The organism is Motiliproteus coralliicola (assembly GCF_003345655.1).
Lineage (GTDB): Bacteria > Pseudomonadota > Gammaproteobacteria > Pseudomonadales > Balneatricaceae > Motiliproteus > Motiliproteus coralliicola.
Genome location: NZ_QQOH01000003.1, coordinates 313406 through 339371, shown reverse-complemented (window position 1 = coordinate 339371; position 25966 = coordinate 313406). Strand labels below are relative to the sequence as shown.

The 25966-nt window shown below is 58.6% G+C and carries 28 protein-coding genes; 17 read left to right on the top strand and 11 right to left on the bottom strand.

Going from position 1 to position 25966, the window contains the following annotated elements:
- The first annotated feature begins 39 nt into the window (after positions 1 to 39).
- The 6 genes from DV711_RS12350 to pepQ all read left to right on the top strand — a co-directional run bounded on the left by DV711_RS12350 (position 40) and on the right by pepQ (position 6451).
- Positions 40 to 1020, top strand: coding sequence for an ABC transporter permease (locus DV711_RS12350; protein ID WP_114696014.1), 981 nt, complete (start codon positions 40 to 42; stop codon positions 1018 to 1020).
- The gene (locus DV711_RS12345; protein ID WP_114696013.1) at positions 1017 to 1967 is read left to right on the top strand and encodes an ABC transporter permease; all 951 of its coding nucleotides are present in this window, start codon (positions 1017 to 1019) and stop codon (positions 1965 to 1967) included. Before DV711_RS12350 ends, DV711_RS12345 begins: the two co-directional genes overlap by 4 nt.
- Before the next feature lie 6 nt (positions 1968 to 1973).
- Entirely contained in the window at positions 1974 to 2987 is a 1014-nt protein-coding gene (locus DV711_RS12340) for an ABC transporter ATP-binding protein (protein ID WP_114696012.1), read from the top strand.
- Positions 2984 to 4000, top strand: a complete 1017-nt coding sequence (locus DV711_RS12335) for an ABC transporter ATP-binding protein (RefSeq protein WP_114696011.1) — start codon at positions 2984 to 2986, stop codon at positions 3998 to 4000. The genes DV711_RS12340 and DV711_RS12335 overlap by 4 nt, the downstream gene beginning before the upstream one ends.
- An 82-nt stretch (positions 4001 to 4082) precedes the next feature.
- Positions 4083 to 5018, top strand: a complete 936-nt coding sequence (locus DV711_RS12330) for a LysR family transcriptional regulator (protein WP_114696010.1) — start codon at positions 4083 to 4085, stop codon at positions 5016 to 5018.
- Between the two features lie 59 nt (positions 5019 to 5077).
- A complete protein-coding gene (gene pepQ, locus DV711_RS12325) occupies positions 5078 to 6451 on the top strand; it encodes a Xaa-Pro dipeptidase (protein ID WP_114696009.1) in 1374 nt (457 codons plus the stop codon).
- A gap of 7 nt (positions 6452 to 6458) precedes the next feature.
- Here pepQ and DV711_RS12320 read toward each other — a convergent pair whose 3' ends face one another.
- From DV711_RS12320 to epmB, 5 genes are all read right to left on the bottom strand, one after another.
- On the bottom strand, positions 6459 to 7052 hold the full coding sequence (locus tag DV711_RS12320) for a lysophospholipid acyltransferase family protein (RefSeq protein WP_114696008.1): 594 nt from the start codon (positions 7050 to 7052) through the stop codon (positions 6459 to 6461).
- Positions 7053 to 7088: 36 nt separating this feature from the next.
- On the bottom strand, positions 7089 to 7526 hold the full coding sequence (locus tag DV711_RS12315) for a DMT family transporter (RefSeq protein ID WP_114696007.1): 438 nt from the start codon (positions 7524 to 7526) through the stop codon (positions 7089 to 7091).
- The gene (locus DV711_RS12310) at positions 7523 to 7861 is read right to left on the bottom strand and encodes a lipoprotein (protein WP_114696006.1); all 339 of its coding nucleotides are present in this window, start codon (positions 7859 to 7861) and stop codon (positions 7523 to 7525) included. Before DV711_RS12310 ends, DV711_RS12315 begins: the two co-directional genes overlap by 4 nt.
- An 83-nt stretch (positions 7862 to 7944) precedes the next feature.
- On the bottom strand, positions 7945 to 8580 hold the full coding sequence (locus DV711_RS12305; RefSeq protein WP_114696005.1) for a glutathione S-transferase family protein: 636 nt from the start codon (positions 8578 to 8580) through the stop codon (positions 7945 to 7947).
- Positions 8581 to 8653: 73 nt separating this feature from the next.
- Entirely contained in the window at positions 8654 to 9688 is a 1035-nt protein-coding gene (epmB, locus tag DV711_RS12300) for an EF-P beta-lysylation protein EpmB (RefSeq protein WP_243633811.1), read from the bottom strand.
- A gap of 91 nt (positions 9689 to 9779) precedes the next feature.
- Between epmB and efp the strand changes: the two genes are divergently transcribed.
- From efp to epmA, 3 genes are all read left to right on the top strand, one after another.
- A complete protein-coding gene (gene efp, locus DV711_RS12295; protein ID WP_114696003.1) occupies positions 9780 to 10349 on the top strand; it encodes an elongation factor P in 570 nt (189 codons plus the stop codon).
- Positions 10350 to 10782: 433 nt separating this feature from the next.
- Positions 10783 to 11007: a hypothetical protein gene (locus tag DV711_RS12290; protein WP_114696002.1), complete on the top strand. Its 225-nt coding sequence runs from the start codon at positions 10783 to 10785 to the stop codon at positions 11005 to 11007.
- 45 nt (positions 11008 to 11052) lie between these two features.
- Positions 11053 to 12012 carry an EF-P lysine aminoacylase EpmA gene (gene epmA / locus DV711_RS12285; RefSeq protein ID WP_114696001.1) on the top strand — a complete coding sequence of 320 codons (960 nt, stop codon included), beginning with the start codon at positions 11053 to 11055 and terminating at the stop codon, positions 12010 to 12012.
- 15 nt (positions 12013 to 12027) lie between these two features.
- On the opposite strand, the gene DV711_RS12280 is transcribed toward epmA, so the two are convergent.
- Entirely contained in the window at positions 12028 to 12390 is a 363-nt protein-coding gene (locus tag DV711_RS12280; protein ID WP_114696000.1) for a hypothetical protein, read from the bottom strand.
- 140 nt (positions 12391 to 12530) lie between these two features.
- On the bottom strand, positions 12531 to 13715 hold the full coding sequence (locus DV711_RS12275; RefSeq protein ID WP_114695999.1) for a MalY/PatB family protein: 1185 nt from the start codon (positions 13713 to 13715) through the stop codon (positions 12531 to 12533).
- Positions 13716 to 14082: 367 nt separating this feature from the next.
- Between DV711_RS12275 and DV711_RS12270 the strand changes: the two genes are divergently transcribed.
- Genes DV711_RS12270 through rimI form a run of 3 tightly spaced genes read left to right on the top strand, consistent with a single transcriptional unit; the run spans position 14083 to position 17110 of the window.
- The gene (locus tag DV711_RS12270; protein ID WP_114695998.1) at positions 14083 to 15621 is read left to right on the top strand and encodes a 2-isopropylmalate synthase; all 1539 of its coding nucleotides are present in this window, start codon (positions 14083 to 14085) and stop codon (positions 15619 to 15621) included.
- A 21-nt stretch (positions 15622 to 15642) separates the two neighbouring features.
- A complete protein-coding gene (locus DV711_RS19370; RefSeq protein WP_133297456.1) occupies positions 15643 to 16608 on the top strand; it encodes a hypothetical protein in 966 nt (321 codons plus the stop codon).
- A 4-nt stretch (positions 16609 to 16612) separates the two neighbouring features.
- A complete protein-coding gene (gene rimI / locus DV711_RS12260) occupies positions 16613 to 17110 on the top strand; it encodes a ribosomal protein S18-alanine N-acetyltransferase (protein ID WP_133297455.1) in 498 nt (165 codons plus the stop codon).
- 61 nt (positions 17111 to 17171) lie between these two features.
- Here rimI and DV711_RS12255 read toward each other — a convergent pair whose 3' ends face one another.
- Positions 17172 to 18701 carry a SulP family inorganic anion transporter gene (locus DV711_RS12255; RefSeq protein WP_114695995.1) on the bottom strand — a complete coding sequence of 510 codons (1530 nt, stop codon included), beginning with the start codon at positions 18699 to 18701 and terminating at the stop codon, positions 17172 to 17174.
- A 331-nt stretch (positions 18702 to 19032) separates the two neighbouring features.
- Between DV711_RS12255 and DV711_RS12250 the strand changes: the two genes are divergently transcribed.
- Both DV711_RS12250 and DV711_RS12245 read left to right on the top strand, forming a co-directional pair.
- Positions 19033 to 19812: a DUF2189 domain-containing protein gene (locus DV711_RS12250; RefSeq protein ID WP_114695994.1), complete on the top strand. Its 780-nt coding sequence runs from the start codon at positions 19033 to 19035 to the stop codon at positions 19810 to 19812.
- Positions 19813 to 19892: 80 nt separating this feature from the next.
- Complete coding sequence (locus tag DV711_RS12245; protein WP_114695993.1) at positions 19893 to 20693, top strand: enoyl-CoA hydratase-related protein; 801 nt, start codon at positions 19893 to 19895, stop codon at positions 20691 to 20693.
- Between the two features lie 134 nt (positions 20694 to 20827).
- On the opposite strand, the gene DV711_RS12240 is transcribed toward DV711_RS12245, so the two are convergent.
- A complete protein-coding gene (locus DV711_RS12240) occupies positions 20828 to 21226 on the bottom strand; it encodes a hypothetical protein (RefSeq protein WP_114695992.1) in 399 nt (132 codons plus the stop codon).
- A 777-nt stretch (positions 21227 to 22003) separates the two neighbouring features.
- On the opposite strand from DV711_RS12240, the gene DV711_RS12230 reads away from it, so the two are divergent.
- The 3 genes from DV711_RS12230 to DV711_RS12220 all read left to right on the top strand — a co-directional run bounded on the left by DV711_RS12230 (position 22004) and on the right by DV711_RS12220 (position 24024).
- On the top strand, positions 22004 to 22411 hold the full coding sequence (locus DV711_RS12230; protein WP_243633810.1) for a c-type cytochrome: 408 nt from the start codon (positions 22004 to 22006) through the stop codon (positions 22409 to 22411).
- Between the two features lie 29 nt (positions 22412 to 22440).
- Positions 22441 to 22935, top strand: coding sequence for a DUF411 domain-containing protein (locus tag DV711_RS12225; protein WP_114695989.1), 495 nt, complete (start codon positions 22441 to 22443; stop codon positions 22933 to 22935).
- 198 nt (positions 22936 to 23133) lie between these two features.
- On the top strand, positions 23134 to 24024 hold the full coding sequence (locus DV711_RS12220; protein ID WP_114695988.1) for a DMT family transporter: 891 nt from the start codon (positions 23134 to 23136) through the stop codon (positions 24022 to 24024).
- A 9-nt stretch (positions 24025 to 24033) separates the two neighbouring features.
- Here the strand turns inward: DV711_RS12220 and ygfZ are convergent, their stop codons facing one another.
- Together ygfZ and asd are read right to left on the bottom strand one after the other, a co-directional pair.
- Positions 24034 to 25041, bottom strand: coding sequence for a CAF17-like 4Fe-4S cluster assembly/insertion protein YgfZ (gene ygfZ / locus DV711_RS12215; RefSeq protein ID WP_114695987.1), 1008 nt, complete (start codon positions 25039 to 25041; stop codon positions 24034 to 24036).
- A 22-nt stretch (positions 25042 to 25063) separates the two neighbouring features.
- Positions 25064 to 25957, bottom strand: a complete 894-nt coding sequence (gene asd, locus DV711_RS12210) for an archaetidylserine decarboxylase (protein ID WP_114695986.1) — start codon at positions 25955 to 25957, stop codon at positions 25064 to 25066.
- Positions 25958 to 25966 lie beyond the last annotated feature (9 nt).

The following is a 25966-nucleotide window of genomic DNA, read 5'->3' as shown; positions in this document are numbered from 1 at the left end:
GGCTGTCTCTAGGCGCACCATCTGTAAGAGTTGACCGCTATGATCGCCTTTGTGATCCGTCGCCTGATTCAGGCGATGATTGTGATGTTCGTCATCAGCCTGCTCAGCTTCTCGATTCAGGACAACCTGGGTGACCCGCTGCGTGAGCTGGTGGGTCAGTCGGTGTCCGAACAGGAGCGGCAGGAACTACGCGACGAACTGGGATTAAACGACCCCTTCCTGACCCAATACCTGCGTTTTGCCGGCAAGGCGCTGCAGGGTGACCTGGGAACCTCCTATTTCTTCAAGGAACCGGCGCTGGATGTGATCCTGAAAAAGCTGCCGGCGACGCTGGAGCTGGTGTTCGGCGCCACCCTGATCATCGTCTGCCTGTCGGTGCCGCTGGGGGTCTACTCGGCGATCAATCCCCGCAGTTTGTTATCGAAGACGGTGATGGGGCTCAGTATCGTTGGGATCTCGATTCCGGTGTTCCTGACCGCGATCATGCTGATCTACCTGTTCGCGGTGGAGCTGGCTTGGCTGCCTTCCTACGGACGCGGTGAGACCGTACCGGTGTACGGCAGTTGGGAAACCGGCTTCTTCACCGTTGACGGCCTGCTGCACCTGTTGCTGCCCTGCGTCTCGCTGGCCTCGATCATGCTGCCGCTGTTTATCCGCCTGATTCGGGCCGAGATGATGGAGGTGCTCGAATCCGAGTACATCAAGTTCGCCAAGGCCAAGGGGCTGCCGCTGAAGCGGATCTACTTTCTCCACGCGCTGAAGAACACCATGCTGCCGGTTATCACCGTCGGCGGGGTGCAGATCGGCACGATGGTGGCTTACACCATCCTGACCGAGACGGTTTTCCAATGGCCGGGCATGGGCTTCCTGTTCCTGGAAGCGGTAAACCGAGTCGATACCCCGCTGATCGTGGCGTACCTGATCGTCGTCGGCGCAATCTTTGTGATCACCAACACTCTGGTGGATCTGATCTACGGTCTGGTTAACCCGACCGTCAAACTGGCGGGAGGCAAGTCATGAGCAGCGACGTTTTGGCCCCGGCGGCCGCGCCGAGCCGCTGGCAGCGTTTCAAGGACAGTCAGCTGGTTCACAGCTTCAGCCGTGACAAGCTGGCGATGGTCAGTTTTACCATCTTCGTACTCTATCTGTTGGCGGCGTTGTTGGCGCCGCTGATTGCGCCCTACAACCCCTACGATCCTTCAGCGATCGATATTATGGATTCGGAGATTCCGCCGGCATGGCAGGAAGAGGCCGATGAGCGCTTTGCTCTCGGTACCGACGCCCAGGGCCGGGATATGCTCAGCACCATGCTGTACGGCACCCGGATCTCGCTGATGATCGGTATCTGTGCGGTGATGCTGCAGATGTTCCTCGGTGTGATGATCGGCCTGACCGCCGGGTACTTCGGCGGTCGTATCGACAGCTTCCTGATGCGTCTGGCTGATATCCAGCTGTCGTTCTCCACCATGATGGTGGCGATCGTGGTGCTGGCGGTATTCCAAGCCGCTTTCGGCGCTGAGCTATACGCCGATCTGGCGATCTTTATGCTGATATTGGTGATCGGGATCGCCGAGTGGCCCCAGTATGCTCGGACCGTACGGGCCTCGGTGTTGGCCGAGAAACACAAGGAATATGTCGACGCTGCTCGCGTGATGGGCTTCAAGAGCTCGCGGATCATGTGGCGCCATATTCTGCCCAACACGCTGTCGCCAATTCTGGTTATCTCGACCGTGCAGGTGGCCAACGCGATCATCTCCGAAGCTTCGCTGAGTTTCCTCGGTCTGGGAATGCCGGTGTCGCAGCCCTCGCTTGGCTCGCTGATCTCCAGTGGCTTCGAGTACATCTTCAGCGGCTCCTGGTGGATCACGGTTATTCCGGGGATCGTGCTGGTGGTGCTGGTGCTGGTGATGAACCTGCTCGGCGACTGGTTGCGTGATGTATTGAATCCGAAACTGTACAAGGGGTAAACGACGATGGCACTACTCGAAGTCAACAACCTCGAAGTCAGCTTCGGACTGCGTCAGGGTGCGGTCAAGGCGCTGCGCAATGTCAGCTTTACCGTCGAGCGCGGTGAGCGGGTCGGGATCGTCGGTGAATCCGGCGCCGGTAAGTCGGTGGCGGCATTCTCGATCCTGAACCTGATCAGCCGCCCCGGCGAGATCACCGACGGCGAGATCCTGTTCGAAGGCCAGAACCTGGCCACACTCAGCGACAAGCAGATGCGCAGCATCCGCGGTAACCGTATCGCGATGATCTTCCAGGATCCGATGATGACGCTGAACCCGGTGCTGACCCTGGGCCAGCAGATGGTTGAGTGTCTGCAGGCGCACCGCAAGATAAGCACCGCCGATGCCCGTGCGATTGCGATCGAGAAACTGCGCCAGGTGCAGATTCCGTCACCGGAAACCCGTATCGATCAGTATCCCCATGAGCTGTCCGGCGGGATGCGTCAGCGGATCATCATCGCCATCGCGCTGCTGCTCGATCCGGTGCTGATTATCGCCGACGAACCGACCACGGCGCTGGATGTGACCATCCAGGCCGAAATCATGGAGTTGCTGCTGAACCTGTGTGATTCCAACAACGTCGGTCTGATTCTGATCACCCACGATCTGGGGGTGGTATCGCAGATCACCCAGAAGGCGATCGTGATGTACGCCGGTCGGATTATCGAACAGGGTCCGACCAAAGAGATCATCAACGATGCTCAGCATCCCTATACCCAGGGACTGATCAACGCGCTGCCGCAGCAGACCGTACCGGGTCAGCGATTGAATCAGATCCCCGGTTCGATGCCGTCGCTGCAGGCGATTCCCAGTGGCTGCGCGTTCAACCCCCGCTGCGATTTCGTGATGGACGAGTGTAAGACCCGTCTGCCCGAATTCACCCGTTCCGGCGGATGCTCGGTGGCCTGCCATATGGTGCGGGCGATGAAGCAGAATCCGGAAACCGTGCAGCCAGTCGACAGCAGCGAGGAAGTGAAATGAACGCCGCCCAACCTATTTTGCAGATCAAGGATCTGTACAAACGATTCAATATCTCCGGCGATTTTCTCGACCAGCTGAAATTTGAAGGCGGCAAGATCGTCCGCAAGCAGGAGCATGTCCACGCCATCAATGGCGTCAGCTTCGACGTGATGCCGGGTGAAGCGCTCTGCGTGGTCGGCGAGTCCGGCTGCGGCAAGTCGACCGTGGCCCGCACCGTGATGGGCCTGCTAAAGCCCAGCGGTGGCTCGATCCACTACAAGGGCGATCGCATCGATTCGCTGTCCGACCGGGCGCTGCTGCCCTATCGGCAAAAGATGCAGATGATCTTCCAGAACCCCTATGCGTCGCTGAATCCGCGCAAAACCATCAACCAGACCCTGGAAGAGCCGGTTCGCTTCCACAACCCGCAGATGAGCAACACCGAGGTGGCCGACAAGGTCAAGGAAGTGATGTTCGACGTCGGCATCGACCCGAGCTGGGGTGTGCGTTTTCCGCATGAATTCTCCGGTGGTCAGCGCCAACGGATCTCCATTGCCCGGGCCCTGACTCTGGATCCTGAATTCGTGGTGGCGGATGAGCCGATCTCGGCGCTGGACGTGTCGATTCAGGCCCAGGTGCTGAACCTGATGATGAAGGCCCAGGAAGAGCACAACCTGACCTACCTGTTTATCACCCACGACCTGTCGGTGGTGGAGCACTTCGGTACCCGGGTGGCGGTGATGTACTTGGGCACACTGTGCGAGTTGGCGCCGACCAAGACGCTGTTCGCCACGCCCAAGCACCCCTATACCCAGGCGCTGCTGAGCGCGATTCCGCGGTTGGAGGACAATGCCCCGAGCCATATCCGCCTGCAGGGTGAGGTGCCAACCCCGGTGAACCTGCCCAGCGGCTGCGTGTTCCACGGACGCTGTCCCCACGCGAACGAGCGCTGCAAGGTCGAGATTCCGGAACTGATCGCCTGCGATGATGGTTCCAAGGTGGCCTGCCACGGGATCGAAGAGGGTAGGCTCTAACTGCTAATTAAACCGGTGCTGGCTGCTGCATCCGCTGTGGTGCTATGGTCATACTGTTGATTAGTGGCAGAGTTGTCGTCCCATGGATCTGAAGTGGTTGGAAGATTTTCGAGTTCTGGCTCGGACCCGGCATTTTTCCCGGGCTGCCGAAGAGCAGAACGTGACCCAACCGACCTTCAGCCGGCGAATCAAGATGCTCGAGGACGAGATCGGGGTGATGCTGATCGACCGCAACACCCTGCCGCTGAGTCTGACCCCGGCCGGTAAGCTGTTTCTGGAAGCTTCGGAGCGGATCAGTCGTGATCTGCGCGAAGCCCGTGAGCAGTGTTTGGATCTGGAGCGGGCCGAAGCCGAGAAGCTGCGCTTTGCCACCAACCAGACGCTCTATCTGAGTTTCTACCCGGACTGGGTGGCGCAGTTCAGCGATGAGATCGATCTGAGCCTGAACCTCAACTCCACCTCCTGGATCGGCGCCGATTTCTGTCAGGCGCTGGAGCATGGTGAATGCGACCTGGTGCTCTGTTACTGGCATCCATCGATCGATTTTCTGCGACCGCTGGAAGGGCGTGAGTTCCAGTACCAGACCATCGCCCATGAGCGGTTGATGCCGGTGACCGCCGTCGATGAGCAGGGCCAGCCTCGATTCCTACTGCCCGGGTCCGATGCCGCACCGCTGCCGTATATCGGCTACAACGACAGCACTTTCCTCTACCCGGTGATCGCCGATCACCTGCGTAAGATCGAACAGTTACCCCATCTGCTGCAAGTGAACCAGAACTCCCAAGCGATCAGCGTCAAAGCGATGATCAGTCAGGGCTATGGCGTTGGCTGGTTGCCCCAGCGATTGCTGCTGCAAGGGGGCGAGCAGGGGCTGGTTGCCGCCGGTGATGAGAGTTGGGCGATCGATCTGGAACTGCGCCTGTATCGGTCGCGCAGCAACCTGTCGCCACAGCTGGAGAAACTCTGGCAGCGGGCACTGTCCCAGGAACCCCCCACGCTCAAAGTTGTTCGCGGCTAGGCCGCGGTTTGTGAATCGATCCTTTTTCTTATGTTGACCCTATTGTCGGAGTGAATGCTATGCACGCTGATGCCGCCGCTAACCCCAGCCAACCGGTCTGGAGCGAGCTTTATCCTGATCATCTGGCCAAGCAACTGGCCCAGATTGAAGCGGCGCTTCCGCTGTCCGGCTGCGAGCGCTTGCTGATCTTCAGTGGGGCCGCCAAGACGCTGTTCCGGGATGACCATGATTACCCGTTCCACGCCAACCCCTATTTCCGCCGGCTATTGCCGTTGCCGTTTTTGGCCGATAGTGCGGTATTGATTGAGCCGGGCTCAAAGCCCAAACTGTTCTACCCCAACCCCAGTGATTTCTGGCATCAGAGCGCCGGTCGCCCGGAGGGCTTCTGGGTCGACTCGTTTGAGATTGTCGAGATCGAGCGCGCCGAGCAGATTGGCAAAGCCCTGACCGACCCGGCTTCGATCGCTTTCGTCGGCGAGGAAACCGCCTTGGCCACCGACTGGGGCATCAACCACTGCAACCCTGAGCCGTTGCTGCACGCACTGGACTGGGCCAGTTCGATCAAAACCGACTATGAGCTCGCCAGCCTGCGCCAAGCGTCGCAGATTGCCGCCCGTGGTCATCTGGCCGCCCGCGAAGCCTTTCTTGAAGGTTACAGCGAATTCGGTATCAATCTGGCCTATCTGGCCGCCACCGGGCAGCGAGAGTGCGAGCTGCCTTACGGAAATATCGTGGCGTTGAATGAGAACGCGGCGGTGTTGCACTACCAGCACCAACAGCGCATGGCACCGGAAAAGATCCACAGCTTCCTGCTCGACGCCGGGGCTCAGGTGAATGGCTACGCCAGCGATATCACCCGGACCTGGGCCTATCCCGCCGGTTCGGCCGGCAGCGTGGCGTTCAACGCGCTACTGAAACAGATGGAGCAACTCCAGCAACAGCTATGCGAGCAGTCGCTGGCCGGGGTTAGCTTTGTCGAGCTGCATCGTCGTTGTCACGAACTGCTTGCACGGGTGCTGGTTGAGTCGAAGCTGGTTCGTTGTTCCGCCGAGGCGGCGCTGGATCAGGGCATTACCCGCACCTTTATGCCCCATGGGCTTGGGCACCTGCTTGGTACTCTGGTGCACGATAGTGCTGGCCGGGTCTGTGATGCCAAGGGCACCGCGCTGGCGCCCCCGTCGGAGCATCCGTTCTTGCGGCTGACCCGCGAGCTGGAACAGGATATGGTGCTGACGATCGAGCCGGGGCTCTACTTTATCGATTCACTGCTGGCGGAAATGGCGCAGAGCCCGGCCGCGAAGCTGGTCAACTGGTCGGAAGTGGAGAAACTGCTCCCGTACGGTGGAATTCGGATCGAGGATAATCTGCGAATCACCGCTCAGGCGCCGGAGAATCTGACCCGCGACGCCTTTGCCGGCCTGGAATCCGCCTGAATTGGAATCAGTCTGATTTAGTCTCAGTCTGGTTGCTGGGCTCGGGGCGGGGTCTGAAACAGATCTCGCCCTCCAGCTCCGGGTAGAGTCCGATCTTGTCGGCATAGAACTCGCGGATTTTGGCCAGGTCGGCCTCTTCATCACCGCTCAGGTGAATCATCGGGCCCAGCCCGATGCGCTTGGTCTTAAAGCAGACAAAACCCAGCACCACCGGTACTTCGGCGCTGAGGGCCAGATGGTAGAAGCCGGAACGCCAGCAGTCAGTATGACCCCGGGTACCTTCGGGGGTGATCACCAGTACCATGCGCTCGTGCTCTTGAAAGGCACGGGCCAGCTCGCCGATAAAACCCTTGGTGCGAGCACGGTCCACTCCGATACCACCCAGCGCCCGCATCAGGATGCCCAGCGGCCAGAAGAACAGGGTGTGTTTGGCGATCCAGTTGAACTGAAACCCAACTGCAAACTTGAACAGCATCGCCAGCATAAAATCCCAGTTGCTGGTATGGGGGTAGCCGATCACCACGTAGCGTTTTTCATTGGGGATATTGTCGACCAGGGTCCATCCCAGTTTCTTGGCTAGCCAGCGACAGAAAGACTGCATCGCGTTTGACTCCTTACTGCGTTTATCAGGGGCGAGCTATTTGATGGTCAGCCACACACCCAGCATCATGGCACCGATGCCCATCAATTTACTGCTATCGATTGGTCGGACTTCGGCACCTAGCCAGCCGAACTGATCAATCACTGCGGCAGCGATAAACTGTGCGGCGGTGATCAGGATGAAGGCACTGACAACCCCCAGACGGGACACGCTGTAGCCGATCGAACCGACGATCACCAAGCCCACTAAGCCGGCGGTCAGTGTCCACCAAGGCAGCTGCTGCCATTGACTGAGGTTGCCGCCACGGTAGACCAACATCACCAGGGCGATACAAGCCGCCCCGATCACGTAGGTTAGAAACACACTCTCCAGGGTTCCCAGTTGCCTGTCCATGACTCCCATCAACTGGCCCTGGACGGTGATGGCGATGCCGCCCAGCGCGGCTACCAGCAGTAGCGAAAGCGGTGTGCTCACTTAGGCTGCTCGTAGAATACGTAAGGGGTGGAGTAGTCGCTGAATTCGAAGTAAACCTTCTTCTCACCGGCATCTTTAACACCGTTGAGATTGGCGTCCAGAACACCATAGCCAAAGCGGTAGGGGCGGGGACTGCTGTCGCTGGTTCCCATGGCGGTGGAGATCTTGTCGATCTTCAAAAAACGTTTGACCAACTTGTCACCGGCGTATACCTCCAGTACCCCGTCGGTACCGGTCCAGTTCTGTACCGCCCGGCCGAGTTTGTTCTGGGTTTCCTGGGTACAGCCGCTCAGCAGCAGGGCCGCCGTGGCCAATAAAAATATTGATTTGCGCATCGTCGCTTCCTGCAATGAAAAGAAGCCCGATGGTAGCCTAAGCCGGATGGTTCACCAAGGCGCTTTTGGTGACCGGACGGCATCTATAGCCAGTTGGCCAGTGCCTGCTGTTGGTCGGCCAGAACCCGCTGGCAACTGTCGCGCTGTTCCATCATATCCATGTAGGCACCGACTCCGGAGAGACGGGCCAGCGGGTCCTGATCGCTGAAGCGCTGCATCATCGACTGGGCGAAGTTGAGGGTCATAAAGGCGGCCAGATCGGCATGACTGAGCTTCTCGCCGGCGATAAAGGGGGCGAATTCGACCAGTTGGCTCAGGGCCTGAATGTTGTAAACCAACCTCTCGCAGCAGGTTTTGATCTGCGCATTATCGACCTGTTCGGGATTACGCATCGCGTTGAGCAGCACCCGAGCCTCCGGATCGACATAGAGATCGATAAACTGGTGAATCTGCTGGGCTCGGGCGCCTCGCTCCGGTTCGACCGGGTAGAGGCGGGGATTGGGCTTGAGCAGTTCCAGATAGAACAGAATCGCCTGGGACTCGGATAGAAAACAGTTGCCGTGCTGGAAGAACGGGATCTTGCCCATTGGACTATGGGCCAGCAGCTCGGCTTGGTTGGAGGGCGGGGTGGGAATCTCTTCAAACTCAAACTGCTTTTCCAACAACCCGAGTTTGACGATGTTGTAGAAATTGCTGATGGCGAATCCGTAGAGCTTCATTGGTCACCTCCGTGCGCGTGCGGCTCTACCGATTTAGTTTGACTAAAGTCGTAGGCTTTTCAAGTCGCAAACCTCAGCTTTTGTCGGGTAGATCCGGGCTCAGTTGGACTTTGGCGCTGACCCCGGGTTGTTCGCGGGTCAGTTTGGGAACCATATAACCGGGTAGCTTGGCGGCCATGGCGCCGACCAGTTGGCGCGCTTTCTGTTCATCCATATCGAAGTGGGCCGCGCCGGCCACCGGGTCAAGCAGGTGCACGTAGTAGGGCAAGATGCCCTCGGCGAACAGTCGCTCGGACAGTTCGATCAACACCTCGGCACGGTCGTTGATACCTTCGAGCAGTACGCTTTGGTTCAACAGGGTGATATTGCTCTGGCGCCAGGGCTGCAGCCAATGTTTGAGCTCGTCACCGATCTCGTTGGGGTGGTTAAGGTGCAGCACCATCACGGCCTGTAAACGCGATCGGCTCAAGCGTTGGCGTAGGGCGTCGGTCAACCGCTGCGGAATGGCCACCGGCAGCCGGGTATGGATACGAACCCGTTTGAGCTGCGGCAGCTGTTCGAGATCGTCGATCAGTCGAATCAGGCGGCTATCGGGGGTCGCTAGCGGATCGCCACCACTGAAAATAACCTCTTCGACCTCCGGGTGCTCGTTGAGGTAATCCAGCACGGCTTGCCACTGGGTGCCGCTGAGCTGATTGTCCTGATAGGGAAAGTGGCGTCGGAAGCAGTAGCGGCAGTTGATCGCACAGCCGCCACTGATCACCAACAGCAGCCGGCCGTGGTACTTGTGGATGATGCCGGCGTCGGGGTTGCTGCTCTGTTCCGCCAGCGGATCGGCCACGTAACCGGGGAGTTGGTCTAGCTCACGGGCCTGGGGCAGGACCTGCAGCAATAGCGGATCCTGAGGGTTGCCAGGTTCGATCAATTTCAGAAACGGCTCCGGCACCCGTAGGGCGAAATTCTCGCTGGCAGCCTGCATAGAGGCCTGCATCGAACCCGGTAACTGCAGTCGTTGCAACAGTTGTTCGGGCTCACTGACCGCTTCGCTCAGCAGTTGTTGCCAGGATTTGTCGAGTTGGACTGTCTCGATCGGAGAATCAGTCTGCACAGTGGCGCCGGTTCGTTGTATCATTGGCTCTTTTTTTGGCCCCGTCCGGCAAAGACCGGCGGAGCTGTACAGCTAGGTTTGGTGAGGAAAAATGGCGAACTATTCTACCAACGAATTCAAGTCAGGTCTTAAAGTGATGGTCGATGGTGAGCCCTGCTCCATGGTCGACGTTGATTTCGTTAAGCCGGGCAAGGGTCAAGCCTTTACCCGCGTTAAGATGCGTAACCTTAAGAGTGGTCGTATCTGGGAGCGTACCTTCAAGTCTGGCGAATCCCTGGAAGGCGCCGACGTGATGGAGCGTGACATGGAGTACCTCTACACCGACGGTGAATTCTGGCACTTCATGATGACCGACGGTTCGTTCGAGCAGTTCGGTGCCGATGCCAATGCTGTGGGCGACTGCACCAAGTGGCTGAAAGAGCAAGATGTCTGCGTTGTGACCCTGTATAACGGTGCGCCGCTGGCGGTAGCCGTGCCCAACTTTGTGGAGCTGGAAGTGGTTGAGACCGATCCGGGTCTGAAGGGTGACACCGCCCAGGGTGGCTCCAAGCCGGCAACCCTGAGCACCGGTGCAGTGGTTCAGGTACCGCTGTTCATCAACCAGGGTGAAGTGCTGAAGATCGATACCCGTAACGGTGAGTACGTCAGCCGCGCCAAGTAAGCGTTGACGAAGACGATTAAAGGTCGACCTTGGGTCGGCCTTTTTTGTGGCTCGTACCCACTTGGGTAGGGGCCGTTCAAGCGTGCTTGGCTCGAAATTATTGGATTGCTTGGCGTATTTTTCGCCCCGTGGGCGACTTAAGGATATGCGCCGCCATATCCTTAAGAATCCTAGGCGGCCCCTGCGAAAACGCCCTACGGGTACGCGCCTGTGGCGCTATAAACCCCGGCCTGAGGCGGCCCCAAAGGGCCTGTTCCAGTCCGAGGTTTATCGGTTTCGAAGGGGGATTGGGTGCAAGCCGCCACGTCAGTTGTTGAGTCGAAGACCTGCCATTGCTGCCGGTGAGCACGTAAACGGAATTCGGATCAGGCCCTCTTTTTAAAGAGGGGCGAGGCAGGGACGCCGAGCCGCAGCATCGGGGCAGGATGCCTCGTTGCTGCGCCCCGAGTTGCGCTTGCGCGCGCAGCGAACCCTTCAGGGCGGCAGCAGGCGGCTGGCACCGAAAAGCGTTTTTTGCTTCGTTTTTGTCGCGATTGACAAAAATGACGGCGCCCGGCAGGGCGCAATAGAGGGGCAGGGTTGGCTGTTCAATTCAGGAAAAGTGCCGAGCTTGTTAGGTCAGGTATGGCAACACCAAACACTCTCGATATTTATTTAAGAGCGTTCTATACCTGCCACCTGAACCGATGAAAGAGACAAAGTTATGCAATGGCAACCCACCGCCTCACTGGAGGCGATCCAAGCTCGCGCCGAGCTATACGCCCAGATCCGTAGCTTCTTCGCCGAGCGTTCGGTACTGGAGGTGGATACCCCGGTGCTGTCGCAGGCGGCGGTATCCGACCCCTATCTGGTGCCGATGATCAGCAGCTATTCCGACCTCGGGGTTGATAGTGCACAGCCGTTGTTTCTGCAGACGTCGCCGGAGTACGCGATGAAGCGGTTGTTGGCGGCGGGAAGCGGCCCGATCTATCAGCTGGCCAAAGCTTTTCGCGATACCGAAACCGGATCCCGTCACAATCCCGAGTTCTGTATGCTGGAGTGGTATCGCCCCGGCTTTGATGACCGGCAGCTGATGGACGAGATCGAGGAATTGGTCGACGAGGTGTTGGGCTGCGGTTTGATTGAGCGACTCAGTTACCGAGAGCTGTTTGAACGCCAACTCGGATTTGACCCCCACCGGGTCGAGCTGGCGGTGCTGCGCCAGCAGGTGAAGCAGCGTTTGGATCTGGACCTGGATAGCGATGATCGAGACGATTTCCTCAACTTGCTGATCTCCCATGAGTTGGAACCGACCCTGATCAAACCGACGTTCGTGTACAACTATCCCGCCAGTCAGGCGGCTTTGGCACGGGTTGATCAAGATGAGCAGGGGCAGTCGGTGGCCAAGCGGTTTGAACTGTTCGTCAACGGGGTTGAGTTGGCCAACGGCTATTTCGAGCTGACCGAGGCCGATGAGCAGGCTCGACGTTTTGAGCGGGATCTAGCGCGGCGTCAGCAACTGGGTTATCCCTGTCACCCCACCGACCAGCGACTGGTGGCAGCGCTACAGGCCGGAATTCCCGAGTGTGCCGGAGTTGCGCTGGGGGTGGATCGACTGTTGATGCTGAAGTTGGGGGTTGAGCGAATCGAGCAGGTGATTGCGTTCCCGCTAGCGATTGCGTGATCCCGAGAAGCTCGGTTACTGAATTTTCAGGCTGGCGGTGCTGCCGGCGCGGCGTTGTTGCTGCTCTGCGCGCTCTCTTTCTGTGCTGAAGTCACAGCCCTGCATATCGCCGAAATTGATCTGGGCTTCGATGTCGATACCGCCCTGAGCGAGGTATTGAACCAGTTTGTCCTGACACTGCTGCTGTAGCTTTGTCAGCTGAACCTGGGGTTGGGCGCTGGGTTTGTCCCCAAACAGGTGTTGTTGGAGCAGATCTCGCTTGCTGTACGCCAAACCGGACGCGGCCATCAACACCAGTGCTAGAACCAGTAACGCCAGAATCCAGCGATCGCGTCGCTGGTTGGGATTGCTGGCTTGAGTGGCGCTGGATGCTGGCATAACACGTTCACCGATTCAGTTGGTTACGAAATGCCCGGCTGGCGGGACGACTTTCAGTGTATGTAGTCATCCCGTTGCAAGCCAGTTATCGGCGCCACACCTTTGATTTAAGTCACTGCTTGGAAAAGATCCGCCGAAAACTACTGGGTTTGCTGATGCTGCTCCACGGCCTTGCGGATGCGCCGCACCGCTTCTTCAAGCAGTTCACGGGTGCAACCGAAGTTCATCCGCATGTAGTTCTTATCACCGAAGTCGGCACCGGGAGAGAGTCCGACCCCGGCGGCTTCAAAGAATGCGGGTGGGTTTTCCAACCCCAGTGCCGACACGTCGATCCAGGCCAGATAGGTGGCCTCGAAGGGCGCCAGACTGATCCCTTCGATGGCATTGATCTCGCGGAGCAGGTAGTCGCGGTGGCTGCGAAGGTAGTCGCACTGCTGCCGGTTCCAGTCGTCGCCGTCTCGGAAGGCCGCCAGGCTGGCGGTGTAGCCGAGTAGGTTGACGTCCGGCACGATTCCCCGGCGGGTGCGGCGAAACGCCTGGCGCAGCTTGGGATCGGGGATGATTGCCAACGAGCAGCCCAGGCCGGCGATATTGAAGGTCTTGCTCGGTGCCATCAGCGTGATGGTGCGGGCAGCCGCGTCAGCGCTGAGGGAGGCGGCCGGAATGTGTTCGATACCGGGCTCCAGAATCAGGTCGCAGTGGATCTCGTCGGAGCAGAGGACCAGATCATGGCGCTGGCAGATGGCGTTCAGTCGTTCCAGCTCATCGCGACGGTAAACCGCACCGCCCGGATTGTGGGGGTTGCAGAACAGGATCAGGCGGGTGTCCGGCTCGATCGAGGCTTCCAGTCGATCAAAGTCGATCACCGATCGATCCCCCTGCGCTATCAGCGGAAGTTGGATCAGGCGACGCTCGGACAGTCCCGGAGCACTGGTAAAGGGCGGGTAGACCGGGGTCGGGGAGATCACCGAGCTGCCTCGTTCGCCGACACTGCGACAGGCCAGATGCAGGCCGCAGACCAGTCCGGGTAGCCAGACGATCCACTCGGGCTCAATCTTCCAGTCGTACAGACGTGCCAGACGTTCGATCACTACATCGACCAGCTCCTGCGGCGGATTGGTGTAGCCAAACACGCCATGGGCAACCCGCTCCTGCAGCGCTTCGATCACCGGGCCGGGGGCATGGAAGTCGGTATCGGCGACCCACATCGGCAGAATATCCTGGTCGCGGTACTTGTCCCACTTCTGGCTGGAAGTGAGCTGTCGATCGATCGGTCGGTCAAACGGCGATTCGATAGAGGATTCGGAGCGGGATTCTGAACTCATGCTGCGGCCTTCTACAGAGGTGTGTCGATAAAAACGAACTCGCTGCAATCTACCCCAGCCGACCGACTCGCCGCAATATGGGCAGGTGGTCATCCAATGCACTGATCGGGCTTGCAATCGACTGTTTTCGCAGTAAGATGAGCTAAATTCCACTCTGATCTGTTGAGCGACGATGCAATTTACTTTCGGCCACAAGACCACCGCTTCTGCCGGCTCCCAGCCAGCCTTGGGTGCTGTCTATCAGGTCGCTCGTCCGCTGCTCCTACGACTGCCGTAAGGCAGTCCAGCTTCCTACACCTTTAATACATACGTTACCCCAATTTATCGACACCGGGGCCCCGAACTATCGCCCCGACGGAGCACAAACATGAGCGACAATCGAGTCATTATTTTTGATACCACCTTGCGCGACGGCGAGCAGAGCCCAGGCGCTTCCATGACCAAAGACGAGAAGCTGCGGATCGCCAAAGCGCTGGAGAAAATGCGCGTCGACGTGATCGAAGCTGGCTTCGCCATCGCCAGCCCCGGCGACTTTGAGTCGGTCAAATCGATCGCCGATACGATCAAGGACAGCACCGTTTGTAGCCTGTCCCGTGCGCTGGATGCGGATATCGATCGCGCCGGTGAGGCGTTGGTAAACGCTAACTCCGGTCGAATCCACACCTTTATCGCCACTTCGCCGATCCATATGAAGTACAAGTTGCAGATGGATCCGAACAAGGTGGTGGAGCAGGCGGTGTACGCGGTCAAGCGTGCCCGTAACTTGATCGACGATGTGGAATTCTCACTGGAAGATGCCAGCCGCTCCGAGCTGGATTTCATGTGCCGGATCATCGAACAGGTGATCGATGCCGGTGCCCGTACCATCAATATCCCCGATACCGTCGGTTACGCGGTGCCGGAAGAGTTCGGCCACACCATCGGCCAGCTGATCGAGCGGATTCCAAACGCCGACAAGGCGATCTTCTCGGTCCACTGCCATAACGACCTGGGCTTGGCGGTAGCCAACTCCCTGTCTGCCGTAGCCAACGGTGCACGTCAGATCGAATGTACCATCAACGGCCTGGGTGAGCGGGCCGGTAACGCCTCGCTGGAAGAGGTGGTAATGGCGATCCGTACCCGTAAAGATATCCTCGGCCTGGAGACCGGAATCGATACCACCCAGATCGTCCCGGCTTCTCGATTGGTTTCCGGTGTGACCGGCTTCCCTGTTCAGCCCAACAAGGCGATTGTTGGTGCCAACGCCTTCGCCCACGAGTCCGGTATCCATCAGGATGGCGTCCTGAAGCACCGTGAAACCTACGAGATCATGACCGCCCAGGATGTGGGCTGGAACACCAACAAGATGGTGCTGGGCAAGCACTCCGGTCGGGCGGCGTTCCGCTCCCGTCTGGAAGAGTTGGGCACCACTTTCAACACCGATGCGGAATTGAACGCGGCCTTTGCCCGCTTCAAGGACCTGGCCGACAAGAAACACGAAATCTTCGACGAAGACCTGCAGGCGCTGGTCTCCGATACCCGCTCCGAGGCTTACAACGAGAAGTTCCGTCTCAGTTCGTTGAAGGTGACCTCGCAGACCGGTGAAACGCCGGTGGCTGAGATCGTGGTGATGGTCGATAACGAAGAGGTCAAGGCGACCTCGGCCGGTAGTGGTCCGGTGGATGCGGCCTACCAGGCGATCGAAAGCATTGTCGCGACCGAAGCCAGCCTGGAGCTGTACTCGGTCAACGCGATCACCTCCGGCACCGACTCCCAGGGTGAGGTGACTGTGCGTCTGGAGAAGGGCGGACGCATCGTCAACGGTCTGGGCGCCGATACTGATATCGTGATCGCCTCGGCCAAGGCTTACCTCAATGCCGCCAACCTGTTGTTGTCGGACGTGGAAAAAGCCCACCCGCAGGTTTAACCGGCGGATAGGGCGAACAGGATGCCGCAAACAGCACTGAGCCAGCAGCAACAGCAGGAACAACTTCGTCAGCAGTACCTGGCTGCGATGGGGGTTAGCCGTTGGCTGCCCCGCTCGGCTTTGCCGGGGGCGGCGGCCTCGCCCGAATGGCAATGGAGCACCGACGAGCCAGAGCTTCAAACGCATCCGGTTACTGAGTCGTCTGTACCGTCAACGGCTGTGGCTGCAGCCGCTGCCGGTCAGGCTCGCACCCGCAAGGCGCCGCTGCGAGAGTTGTTGTCCGCGCAAGTGCCAGCTGAGCCTGCTCCTACCGAGTCTGAGCCGCAGCCGGTGGCGCGCCCAACGTCGCCACTGAGCCCGGATTCGACACCAGAGCCGATCCCGACACAGCCGTCAGCGAGCGCTACAGTCTCTAAGCCAGCTGTCGTACCTGACCCTGAATCGGTATCGCCGAAAGCTGATCTCACTCCCGAAACTCAGCCGCAGGGCCTACAGCAACCGCTCAATCCGACCACCTTTCCGCGCTTCCGATTAATGCTGTTGGGCTTTGCCGACTGCCTGGTGGTGACGGAGCTGCCGACCAACCCGACACTGTTCTGGACCGAACAGCATCAGTCACTGCTACAGGCCATTCTGGCCTCGATCGGACTGGGGCAGGAGGGGGTCCAAGGCCAGCGCGAGGTTAATTGGCCGTTGGATCCGATGGCTAGTTTCGATCAGTCGGCACCCATTGCGGCACGGGCATTGGCGCTGGAGTTGAAGGCGCTTCGGCAATCGGAGCAGAAAGTGACCCTGCTGATGGGTCAGGCTGCGATCAACTACAGCTATCCGGAATCGGATAGCCTCGAGTTCGGTCGGATGATCGAGCGAGAAGGCAGCCATTGGCTGGCTTGCCATGGCCTCAATGAAGTACTGCGACTTCCGGGCTTAAAGGCCGAACTTTGGCAGCAACTGCAATCGTTGCGTACCTTGCTGCGTAACGGCTAATCCGGTGAAGCGAACCTCAACGATCCGATTACGGCCGATGCAGCTCGACGATATCGAGATCGTGGTGGAGTTGGAGCAGCAGCTGTTCGAGACTCCCTGGGATCGGCTTCGTTTCCAGCGTAGTTTGGAGCGGCAGCAACCGGCCTGGGTGGCGCTAAGCAACTCTCCTGAACCGAGTGAATTTCCCGTGGGCTATCTGGTGGCCAGCAGTGGTGGCGGTGTGGCGGATCTGTTGACGATTGGCGTCTCGCCGAAGTGTCAGCGCTCGGGCATCGCGGCTCAACTGCTGGCTCAACTGTTGACCCAACTGCAGTCTCAACAGGTGCAGGAGTTATTTCTGGAAGTGCGCGTCTCCAACGAAGCCGCGATCGGTTTCTACCGGGCTAATGGGTTTGAACAGGTAGGGGTTCGACGCAACTACTATCGTCGGCCAGCAACGCCGGACGAAGCCGAAGGTCGTGAAGATGGGTTACTGTTTAAGCGGGAACTGACGCAGGGCTAAACGGTGTCAGGTTATATACGCTGAGCCGGGCTGATCAGTACAACCCGGCTCTACTTCCAAATCAGGCCAGTCGGTCTGACGCAACCCGGTAGTTCGGGTCTTCAATCACATTGACTTCAACCATACTGCCGGCTTTGCTCAGCAGACGGCGACACTCTGGGCTCAGGTGGCGCAGGTGCAGCTTTTTACCGGCGGCAATATAGCGCTCGGCCAGGGTATCGATCGCTTCCAGACCAGAGTGGTCGGCAACGCGCGAGTACTGGAATTCGATCACTACGTCGTTGGGGTCATTGGCGATATCGTCGAACAGCTCCAAGAAGTTATTCACCGAACCGAAGAAGATCGGGCCGTGCAGGCGGTAGATCTTCGACTCACCCTCCATGCTGGTAACAACACGGATATGCTTGGCGTGATCCCAGGCAAACACCAGCGCGGATACGATTACGCCCACGACAACCGCCACGGCCAGGTCGGTGGCGACGGTGACACCGGAAACCAGAATCAGGACGAAAGCGTCGTGCTTGGGAATCTTGCCCATGATCCGGAAGCTGGACCACTCGAAGGTGCCCAACACCACCATAAACATCACCCCGACCAGCGCCGCGACCGGGATCTGTTCGATCAGGTCGGAGGCGAACAGGATAAAGGCCAGCAGACACAGGGCGCCGGTAATACCGGACAAGCGACCCCGACCACCGGAGTTAATGTTGATCATGCTCTGGCCGATCATCGCGCAGCCGCCCATACCACCGAAGAAGCCGGTTAGGATATTGGCGGTACCCTGGCCGATACACTCTTTGTTACCGCGACCTCGGGTATTGGTGATCTCATCGATCAGGCTCAGGGTCAGCAGCGATTCGATCAGGCCGATGGCGGCCAGGATCACCGCGTAGGGCAGAATGATGATCAGAGTTTCCAGGCTGAACGGTACCATCGGAACGGCGAAGGTCGGCAGGCCACCAGCGATCGAGGCCACGTCACCGACGGTCTTGGTATCCAGGCCGCCGAAGATCACCACCAGGCTGACCGTCAGGATCGCGGCCAGCGACGCCGGTACCGCCTTGGTCAGCTTCGGCAGGAAGTAGATGATACCCATGGTCAGCGCGATCAGGCCTCCCATGATGGCCATCGCATCGCCTTGCAGCCACTGCGCCTTGCCGGCTTCATCGATAAATTTGAACTGGCTCAGCTGGGCCAGGAAGATCACGATCGCCAGTCCGTTGACGAAGCCAAGCATTACCGGGTGGGGCACGATGCGGATAAATTTACCCAGTCGTAGCACACCGGCGCCGATCTGCAGAATCCCCATCAACACCACGGTAGCAAACAGGTACTGGACTCCGTGTTCGGCGACCAGGTCGACCATCACTACCGCCAGGGCACCGGTGGCACCGGAGATCATCCCGGGGCGGCCACCGATGGCGGCGGTAATCAGTCCAACCATGAATGCGGCATAGAGGCCCACCAGCGGTTCGACGCCGGCCACGAAGGCGAAGGCGACCGCTTCGGGCACCAGCGCCAGTGCCACGGTTAGGCCGGATAGGACGTCATTCTTGATGTTTTGGGTTCGACTGGCGACCAGATCAAACATACTTCTCCCCGATAATCCTGATCCCGCGACCCAAGGATGCTAGCGACAGCCGGTACCGGAACCGACGCGCAAATGAAAGGCATCGTCGTGCTGCAGAGCGCAGAATTACGGCTGGTCGTGTTTTGTGGTCGGGGGTGTGTAAAGAGCTGCGCATTATACCCGCTGCATTGCGCTGCACAACGCGAATTGAGCATTTATTGCGCTATCGCATTCTCTCTGACGCCGGTTAGACGTAGTATCTGGTCAGTGGCGATCGCCTAAGTGACGAAAAAAGAAGGCAATCTGCTCCATGGAGGGTTAGGCTATCAGTAAGGGAGTCTGGAGGTAGCTGATGACAGCGCATTATTCCCACAATCAACATCATCGAGCCAGCGAACCGATTCAGGTCCGTCGGGTGGATCGCGACCAGCCCTTTGCGTGGCTGGCTGCCGGCTGGCGGGACTTTATCACTTCACCCGGCCACAGCTTGCTCTATGGCGCCAGTTTCACCCTGTTTTGCGGTGTTCTGATGCTGCTCAATGGTACCTATCCGGGCTTTCTGCTGGTCTATCTGGCGACCTTGTTGATCGTTGGCCCGCTATTGGCGTTGGGTACCTACACCGCTGCCTGGCAGCTGGAGAACGGTTTCCCGGTCTCGATCTCTGAAAGCCTGTCGCTGATTTTGACCCGGCTGGGCAACCTGGCTCTGCTGGGCTTTTGCCTGCTGATCGTGTTGACGATCTGGGTCAAACTCTCCGCCCTGATTCTGGCGTTGCAGGCGCATCAATTGCCGACCGACCAGACCCTGATTAGCGCTGCCATGCAGGATATTCCCGGTGCCAAGAGCGCGCTGATACTGATGCTGGGGTTGGCGCTGCTGTTGCTGACGGTGGTGTTTGTCTGTGGTGTAGCCGGGGTTCCGCTGATTGTCGACCGCAATGTCGAAGCGATGCGGGCGATACGAAGCAGCATCCGGACGGTGCTGCAAAATCCGCTGACGATGTTGTGCTGGGCCTTGATGATTCTGGTGCTGTTCGGTATTGGTGTGATCACCGGGCTGGTATTGATGCCGGTGCTGTTTCCGGTATTGGGTTATGCCAGTTGGCACTGCTACGAGGACCTGATCGAATAGATCTCGGCTCTGCTGCCACTTGCCCGGCAGTCTCTGTTCGGTGAAGATACGCTTGCGTATTGTTGAATAGAGGACTCGCCATGACCGCTCCCCGACTTACCGACTGCCTACTCCAGATCGATGGCCGCGTCGCGCTACTGACCCTTAATCGTGATGATGTCCGTAATGCCCTGACCGGGACCCGGATCGTTAACGATATCCTGTTGCTTGTTGAGTGGTTGAATCAGCAGTCGGAGGTGCAGTGCCTGGTGTTGACCGGGGGCGGACGGGCATTCTGCTCCGGCGGTAATGTTAAGGATATGGCCGAGCGCAGTAACGACTTTGCCGGCTCGCCTGACGAGCTGGCGCAGCGATATCAACAGGGGATTCAGCGTCTGCCGCTGGCGTTGAGCGAACTGGAGATTCCGGTGATCGCCGCGGTAAACGGTGCTGCCATCGGCGCCGGTTTTGATCTGGTCAATATGTGCGATCTGGCGCTGGCCGGCGAGAAGGCCAAGTTCGGCGAGACCTTTGTCAATCTGGGGATCATACCCGGTGATGGTGGTGCCTGGTTCCTGCCCCGTAAGATAGGTCCGCAACGGGCGGCGGAGCTGGCTCTGACCGGACGGATTGTGGAAGGTGCCGAGGCGGTATCGCTGGGATTGGTGCTGGAGTTGCTGCCGCAGTCGCAGTTGCTGCCGCGGGCGATGCAGCTGGCGCAGCAGATCGCCTCCAAACCGAGTTATGCCCTGCGTCAGACCAAGCGCTTACTGAAATTAAGTGAAACCACCGCGCTGGATCAGTTCCTGGCGATCTGTGCTGAGGTCCAGGGGCAGTGCCATCATGATCCGGAACATCTGCAGGCGGTGAATCGGCTGTTGAAACAGATGGGGCAGGGTTAAGTAAGTTCTCCGCAGTAGCTGCAACCGGAACGGTTCGCCGGGAGCTTAACGCCTGGAGTTTGCATTGGCCGCTAGTTGGGGTGATTGCTGGGACGATGTTGGGCTCTGTTAACACACTGCCAGAGCCCGTGCCCTTAGAACGCTTCGCACTGACCGCTGGTTTCGATCACGACATCCGGCGGTGTGGACTTGCGTGAACGGTAGCTCAGATCGCTCTTGTTGATCAGGAAGGCCGACTTGTCGATGCCTTCAACGATCGGATTTTCCATCTCACGGTAGAGCTTATATTGCTCTTCGGTCTGGCTGAATTGGTAGCCTTCGGCCTGATTGACGCTGGCCTGAGTCTGCTCGGTGTTGAAACGCAGGTCATAGTAGCAGCGCGTCTGCGGACACTTACGGCTCTCAGGCTGTTTCATGTAGGCCGCGCTGTAGCTGGCTTCGGTATAGCTGCAACGCAGGTTCATCGATTCGGCCTGAGCCAGGGACGGCAGCATTCCGCCTACCAGCAGGCTCAACACGAAGGTTCTGGTCATGACGCCTCTTCTCCTTAAGATATTGATCTGAATATACACTGCTTCAGCCCTAGCTGCAGTTTTTTGTCATTTTGGCGATCTTGAGCACGATCATGGAAACTCTTTTACCCTTTGATAATCATAATGTCAGTAACTAGCAGGCTTGGATAAATCGTCTCTTGTCTTGGATCAACCATCTCGCATTCAGAAATCGTTCTCTGATCGCCATCTTGTTGGCTGTCAGTACGCTGTTCTGTGGCCTGGCGATGGCATCATCGGTTCCGATGATAGCCGTGGGCGATGAGGTTGAGTTCGAAGACCGATTTGAGATCTCAACCGAGAAGTCAGCGACCTATCCTTCAATGCATACGCATTGCCAACCGCAGGACGACTCCAATCCCTTAACACTCGCTGACCTACCCTGCTGGGGCAGTGCGACCCTGAATAGCAGTCTGTCCATGGCTCTGGACACGGACGCCGCGGTTGTACTGGATCTGGATCAGGTTTTTGACGTCGCTACCGAGTCATTGAGTCTAAGTGACCGGATCCGAGCCGGGCCATATCACACTGCAAAGCCGATCTATCAGGCTGGGTTTATTCCACCCAGTCACCGCGTATTACACTGCGTTCTGCGTCTATAAGTTGCTCTCAAGCGAATCGAGGATGGCCTGATCAAACCAGGCCATGGATTTAAGCGTTGCGGCATGGTCTGCAACGATGAAGTAGGCAACATCGATGAAATCAATCAATTCTCCGGTTCGACGGCCGGTTAGACCTATGGCAGGTCGAGCGCTGATATTGGCTCTGCTTGTCGCGTTGCTGGGGGGCTGTGCCCAGGATGATATTCCCTGGAAGAAGGATCCACAGACCGGGCGCTGGTATAGCTCGTCGCAGGTCGAGCAGGGCAAACTGCTGTTCGATCAAAACTGTGCGGTCTGTCATGGCCGGCGAGCCCAGGGGGCTAGCAACTGGATGCAGCCGGATTCGCGGGGACTTTACCCACCGCCTCCGCTGGATGGCAGTGCCCATGCCTGGCATCACCCATACCCACAATTAATGAAGACCATCAGCGAGGGAAGTCAGGGAACTATGCCTGCTTGGGGGGACAAGTTAAGCCCTGAGCAGATCAGTAGCTTGATCGCCTATTTCCAAAGTTATTGGCCGGATCAGGGCTATCAGCTCTGGTTAAAGCGGCATAAAAGTTAAACTATCGAAGTGCGTGGAGAATATTAATTATGTCCATCAAACCCATTGTTCTTACTCTGTCGCTGGCCGCAAGCCTTTGGCTCCCTTCCTACACGGTTCAGGCCGGTGACCCGGTCTGGCTAGAGGGGCGTACCGCCGAGAGCCATCAGATTACGGTCTATCGCTCCGCCTCTTGTGGTTGCTGTAAAGGCTGGATCGACCACCTGCGAGAGCACAGCTTTATCGTTGATGATCGTACCGTCGATAACCTGAACGCGATTAAACAGCAGCATGGCGTGCCGCCTCAGGGGGCGTCCTGCCATACCGCGGTTATCGACGGTAAGGTGATCGAGGGGCATGTGCCGGCGCAGGATATCAAACGCCTGCTGGCCGATCCGGGAGATATCCGTTTGTTGACGGTGCCGGGAATGCCGTCGGGCGGTCCCGGAATGGATGACCCCGGTGCCCGCCGAGATGACTTCAAAGTCTATGGTTTATCCGAGTCGGGAGAGGTCAGTGTAGTCAACGAGTATCGCGACTACTGATCCAGCGGATTCCCATCCAGCAGCGGCCAGGTTGGCCGCTGCTTCTCTGCGGTTTTCTCGCCCCTCTATTTCTTCAGCTATTTGCCCGTTTCAGGGCTTGGCTTCTTTCTGTCTCTGATATCGCTTAAGCTGCGTCCCTGTTTGTCAGGCGCAGATCGAAATCGAGCGCCGCTAATTCTCCGCTTGCCGAGGTATCCCTTGCCCCTTTCAACCTCCGCCCGTGCCGACCTGGTGTTGGTACTGGTAACCCTGTTGGCTGCTGCCGGGTGGATCTTCTCCAAAGAGGCGCTGCAGGGCCTGCCACCGTTGCTGTTTATCGGTATTCGGTTTGTGCTGGCTGGACTGGTGCTGCTGCTGATCAGCCGCGCCAAGTGGCACTGGCTCAAGCGCGCCGACCTGCTGCCTCGGGCCCTGTTGCTGGGGGTGGTGATGGCGATGGCGATCCTGACCTGGATTCAGGGGCTGGATAAGGGCCAGCACCTGGGGGAAGGGGCGTTTATCACCAGCCTGGGGGTGGTGCTGGTTCCTGTTACCGCCTGGTTGATCTACGGTGAAAGGGCGAGCGGTAATACCCTGCTGGCGCTGCCGGTGGCGGTGGCCGGGTTGGCGCTATTATCGCTTAACGGTGGATTTAATACCGATCCCGGCCAGTTCTACTTCCTGGCGGCGGCCTTGCTGTTTTCGCTGCATTTTACCCTGATGGCCCATCTTGCCAGCGAGATGCCGGCGGTGATTCTGGCTGCGGTTCAGCTGTTGATGGTAGGGATGATCAATGGCCTGGTTTCGGTGTTCATCGAACCCTGGCCTGAGGTGGTCGAGGCCGGTATCTGGGGCTGGCTGCTGGCCAGTGCCCTGATTGCCACCAGTCTTCGCTTTACTTTGCAGACCTACGGTCAGGGGTTGGCGCCTGCCAGCCATGCCGCGTTGATCATGATTTTGGAGCCGGTTTGGACGGCGCTGCTGGCGGCGTTGTGGTTTGCAGAGCAGATGAGCGCGCAGCAACTGCTGGGCTGTGGATTGATTTTCGGCGCCATGCTGATCAGTCGCTGGCGTTGGGTCAGGGGGCTCGTGATGAAGCGAGCCTCCTAAGCTTAACCATTAGCGCTCCGGGCGTTCAAACAACTCCGGCTCGATCTCGTAGGGCAGGCTGAGTAACTTCACGGCTTCGCCATCGACGCTACCCAGACGCAGATCCCCTTCATCGGCACCTTTCTTGCTGATCACGGCCTGAAGCAGGGTACCGCGTTCCAGTTCTGCGCAATGGAGCACTTTGCCCACGTTTCTTCCCTGACTGTTGAACAGTGCAGTGCCGGTTTCAACTCTGCTGGCATCGGTTCGGGCGCCAAACAGCAGTTTTTTCAGTTTGCCACGAAATTGCAGTCGGGCCACAACCTCCTGGCCGGTATAGCAGCCCTTGTCGAAGCTGACCGCATCGACCGCCTGCAGGTTTAGCATCTGCGGGATGTAGCTGTCGATGCTGTCGGCATCGAGCTGCACCAGTCCGGCTTCGATTTCGGCGGCCTGCCAGCAACTTTCTGGTGCCGCCTGGCTGCCTTCGGCCAGCTGCAGCCAAAGTGCCTCGGCTTGATCGGCCGGACACCAGAGTTCAAAGCGTTGAGGGCCGACCTTGATCAGTACGATCCCGTCATTGCGGCTTTGGTGATTCAGCGCTTGGGGCGCGTTGAAGCCGGCCTGTTGCAACAAGGATTCGGCTGCATCGCCGCAAAGGCCCAGGCCGCACCAGTCGTCGGCCACATCGTTCCAGCTTAGCTTGGAGAACACGCTGAACTTCTTCAGGTTGGCCAGTGCGGGCTCCTCGATTGCGCTCGATAGCCGTAGCAACAGTGACTGCGGCTCCAGCTGGATCAAACGCAATACGCTGATCACCATCCCTTTGGGGGTGCAGTTGGCGGCCAACAGGCTCTGCTCGCTACTGAGCTTGGCCAGATCGGCCGTCAGCTGACCTTGCAGATAGCTGATCGAATCCGGACCCTCCAGGCCGATCAGGCGTTGTGACAGCAAGGGTGTCAGCAGGGTTTGGGACTCGTCGGCGGTTGCCGTCAGCGGTTGTTGGTTGATGAATTCGATCCAGCGTTGGTTGGCCATGGTGATGCTATCCGTTTGTCGCTTATTCGGTTTCGGTCTGGTCAGAATCAGGCTTGGGTGCGCGAGATTGCGCCAGCGGCTCGCCGAGGCGGGTCGCGGTGCCGCTGCCGTATTGTTGCAGCCATTCGATCTGATCTTCACCGAACAGCAGGATGACGGTGGAGCCCAGCTTGAAGCGTCCCATCTCGTCGCCTTTGGCGAGGACGATCGGATCGGCGCTGGTGTTGCCAGTGTAGTCGACCCGTTCGACCGAACGCGGCTTCGGAGCTACCTGGCCGGCCCAGACCGTTTCGATACCGGCCACGATCATGGCACCGACCAGGATCATCGCCATCGGGCCCTGAGCGGTATCGAAGATGGCCACCAGCCGCTCGTTGCGGGCGAACAGGTTAGGGACCTCGGACACGGTGGCGTTGTTGACCGAAAACAGATCGCCGGGAACGTAGATCATCTGCCGTAGGCGGCCATCGACCGGCATATGGACGCGGTGGTAATCCTTGGGTGACAGGTAGATGGTGGCGAACTGACCGTTTTGAAACTCTTTGGCTAGCTCAACATCGCCGCCGATCAGGGTGGTGAGGCTGTAGCTGTGACCCTTTGCCTGGAAGATTCGGCCGTAATCGATCGGCCCCAGCTGGCTGACTGCACCATCGGCGGGGCAGACCAGGCGGGTCGGGTCCGGATCGATCGGGCGTGCGCCGGGTTTCAGGGCGCGGGTAAAGAAGGCATTGAAGCTCGGATAGGCGGTTGGTTCGGGTTCCAGTGCTTCGGCCATATTGAGGCCGTAGATACGGTGGAAGAGACGGATAAAGCTGTTTTTAATCCAACCGATGCGGCTGTCGGCCAAGCGGCCGACCAGGCGAGACAACAGGTGTTGTGGAATCAGGTATTGCAGCAGTGCGAACAGACGGGCCATCTTGGGTCG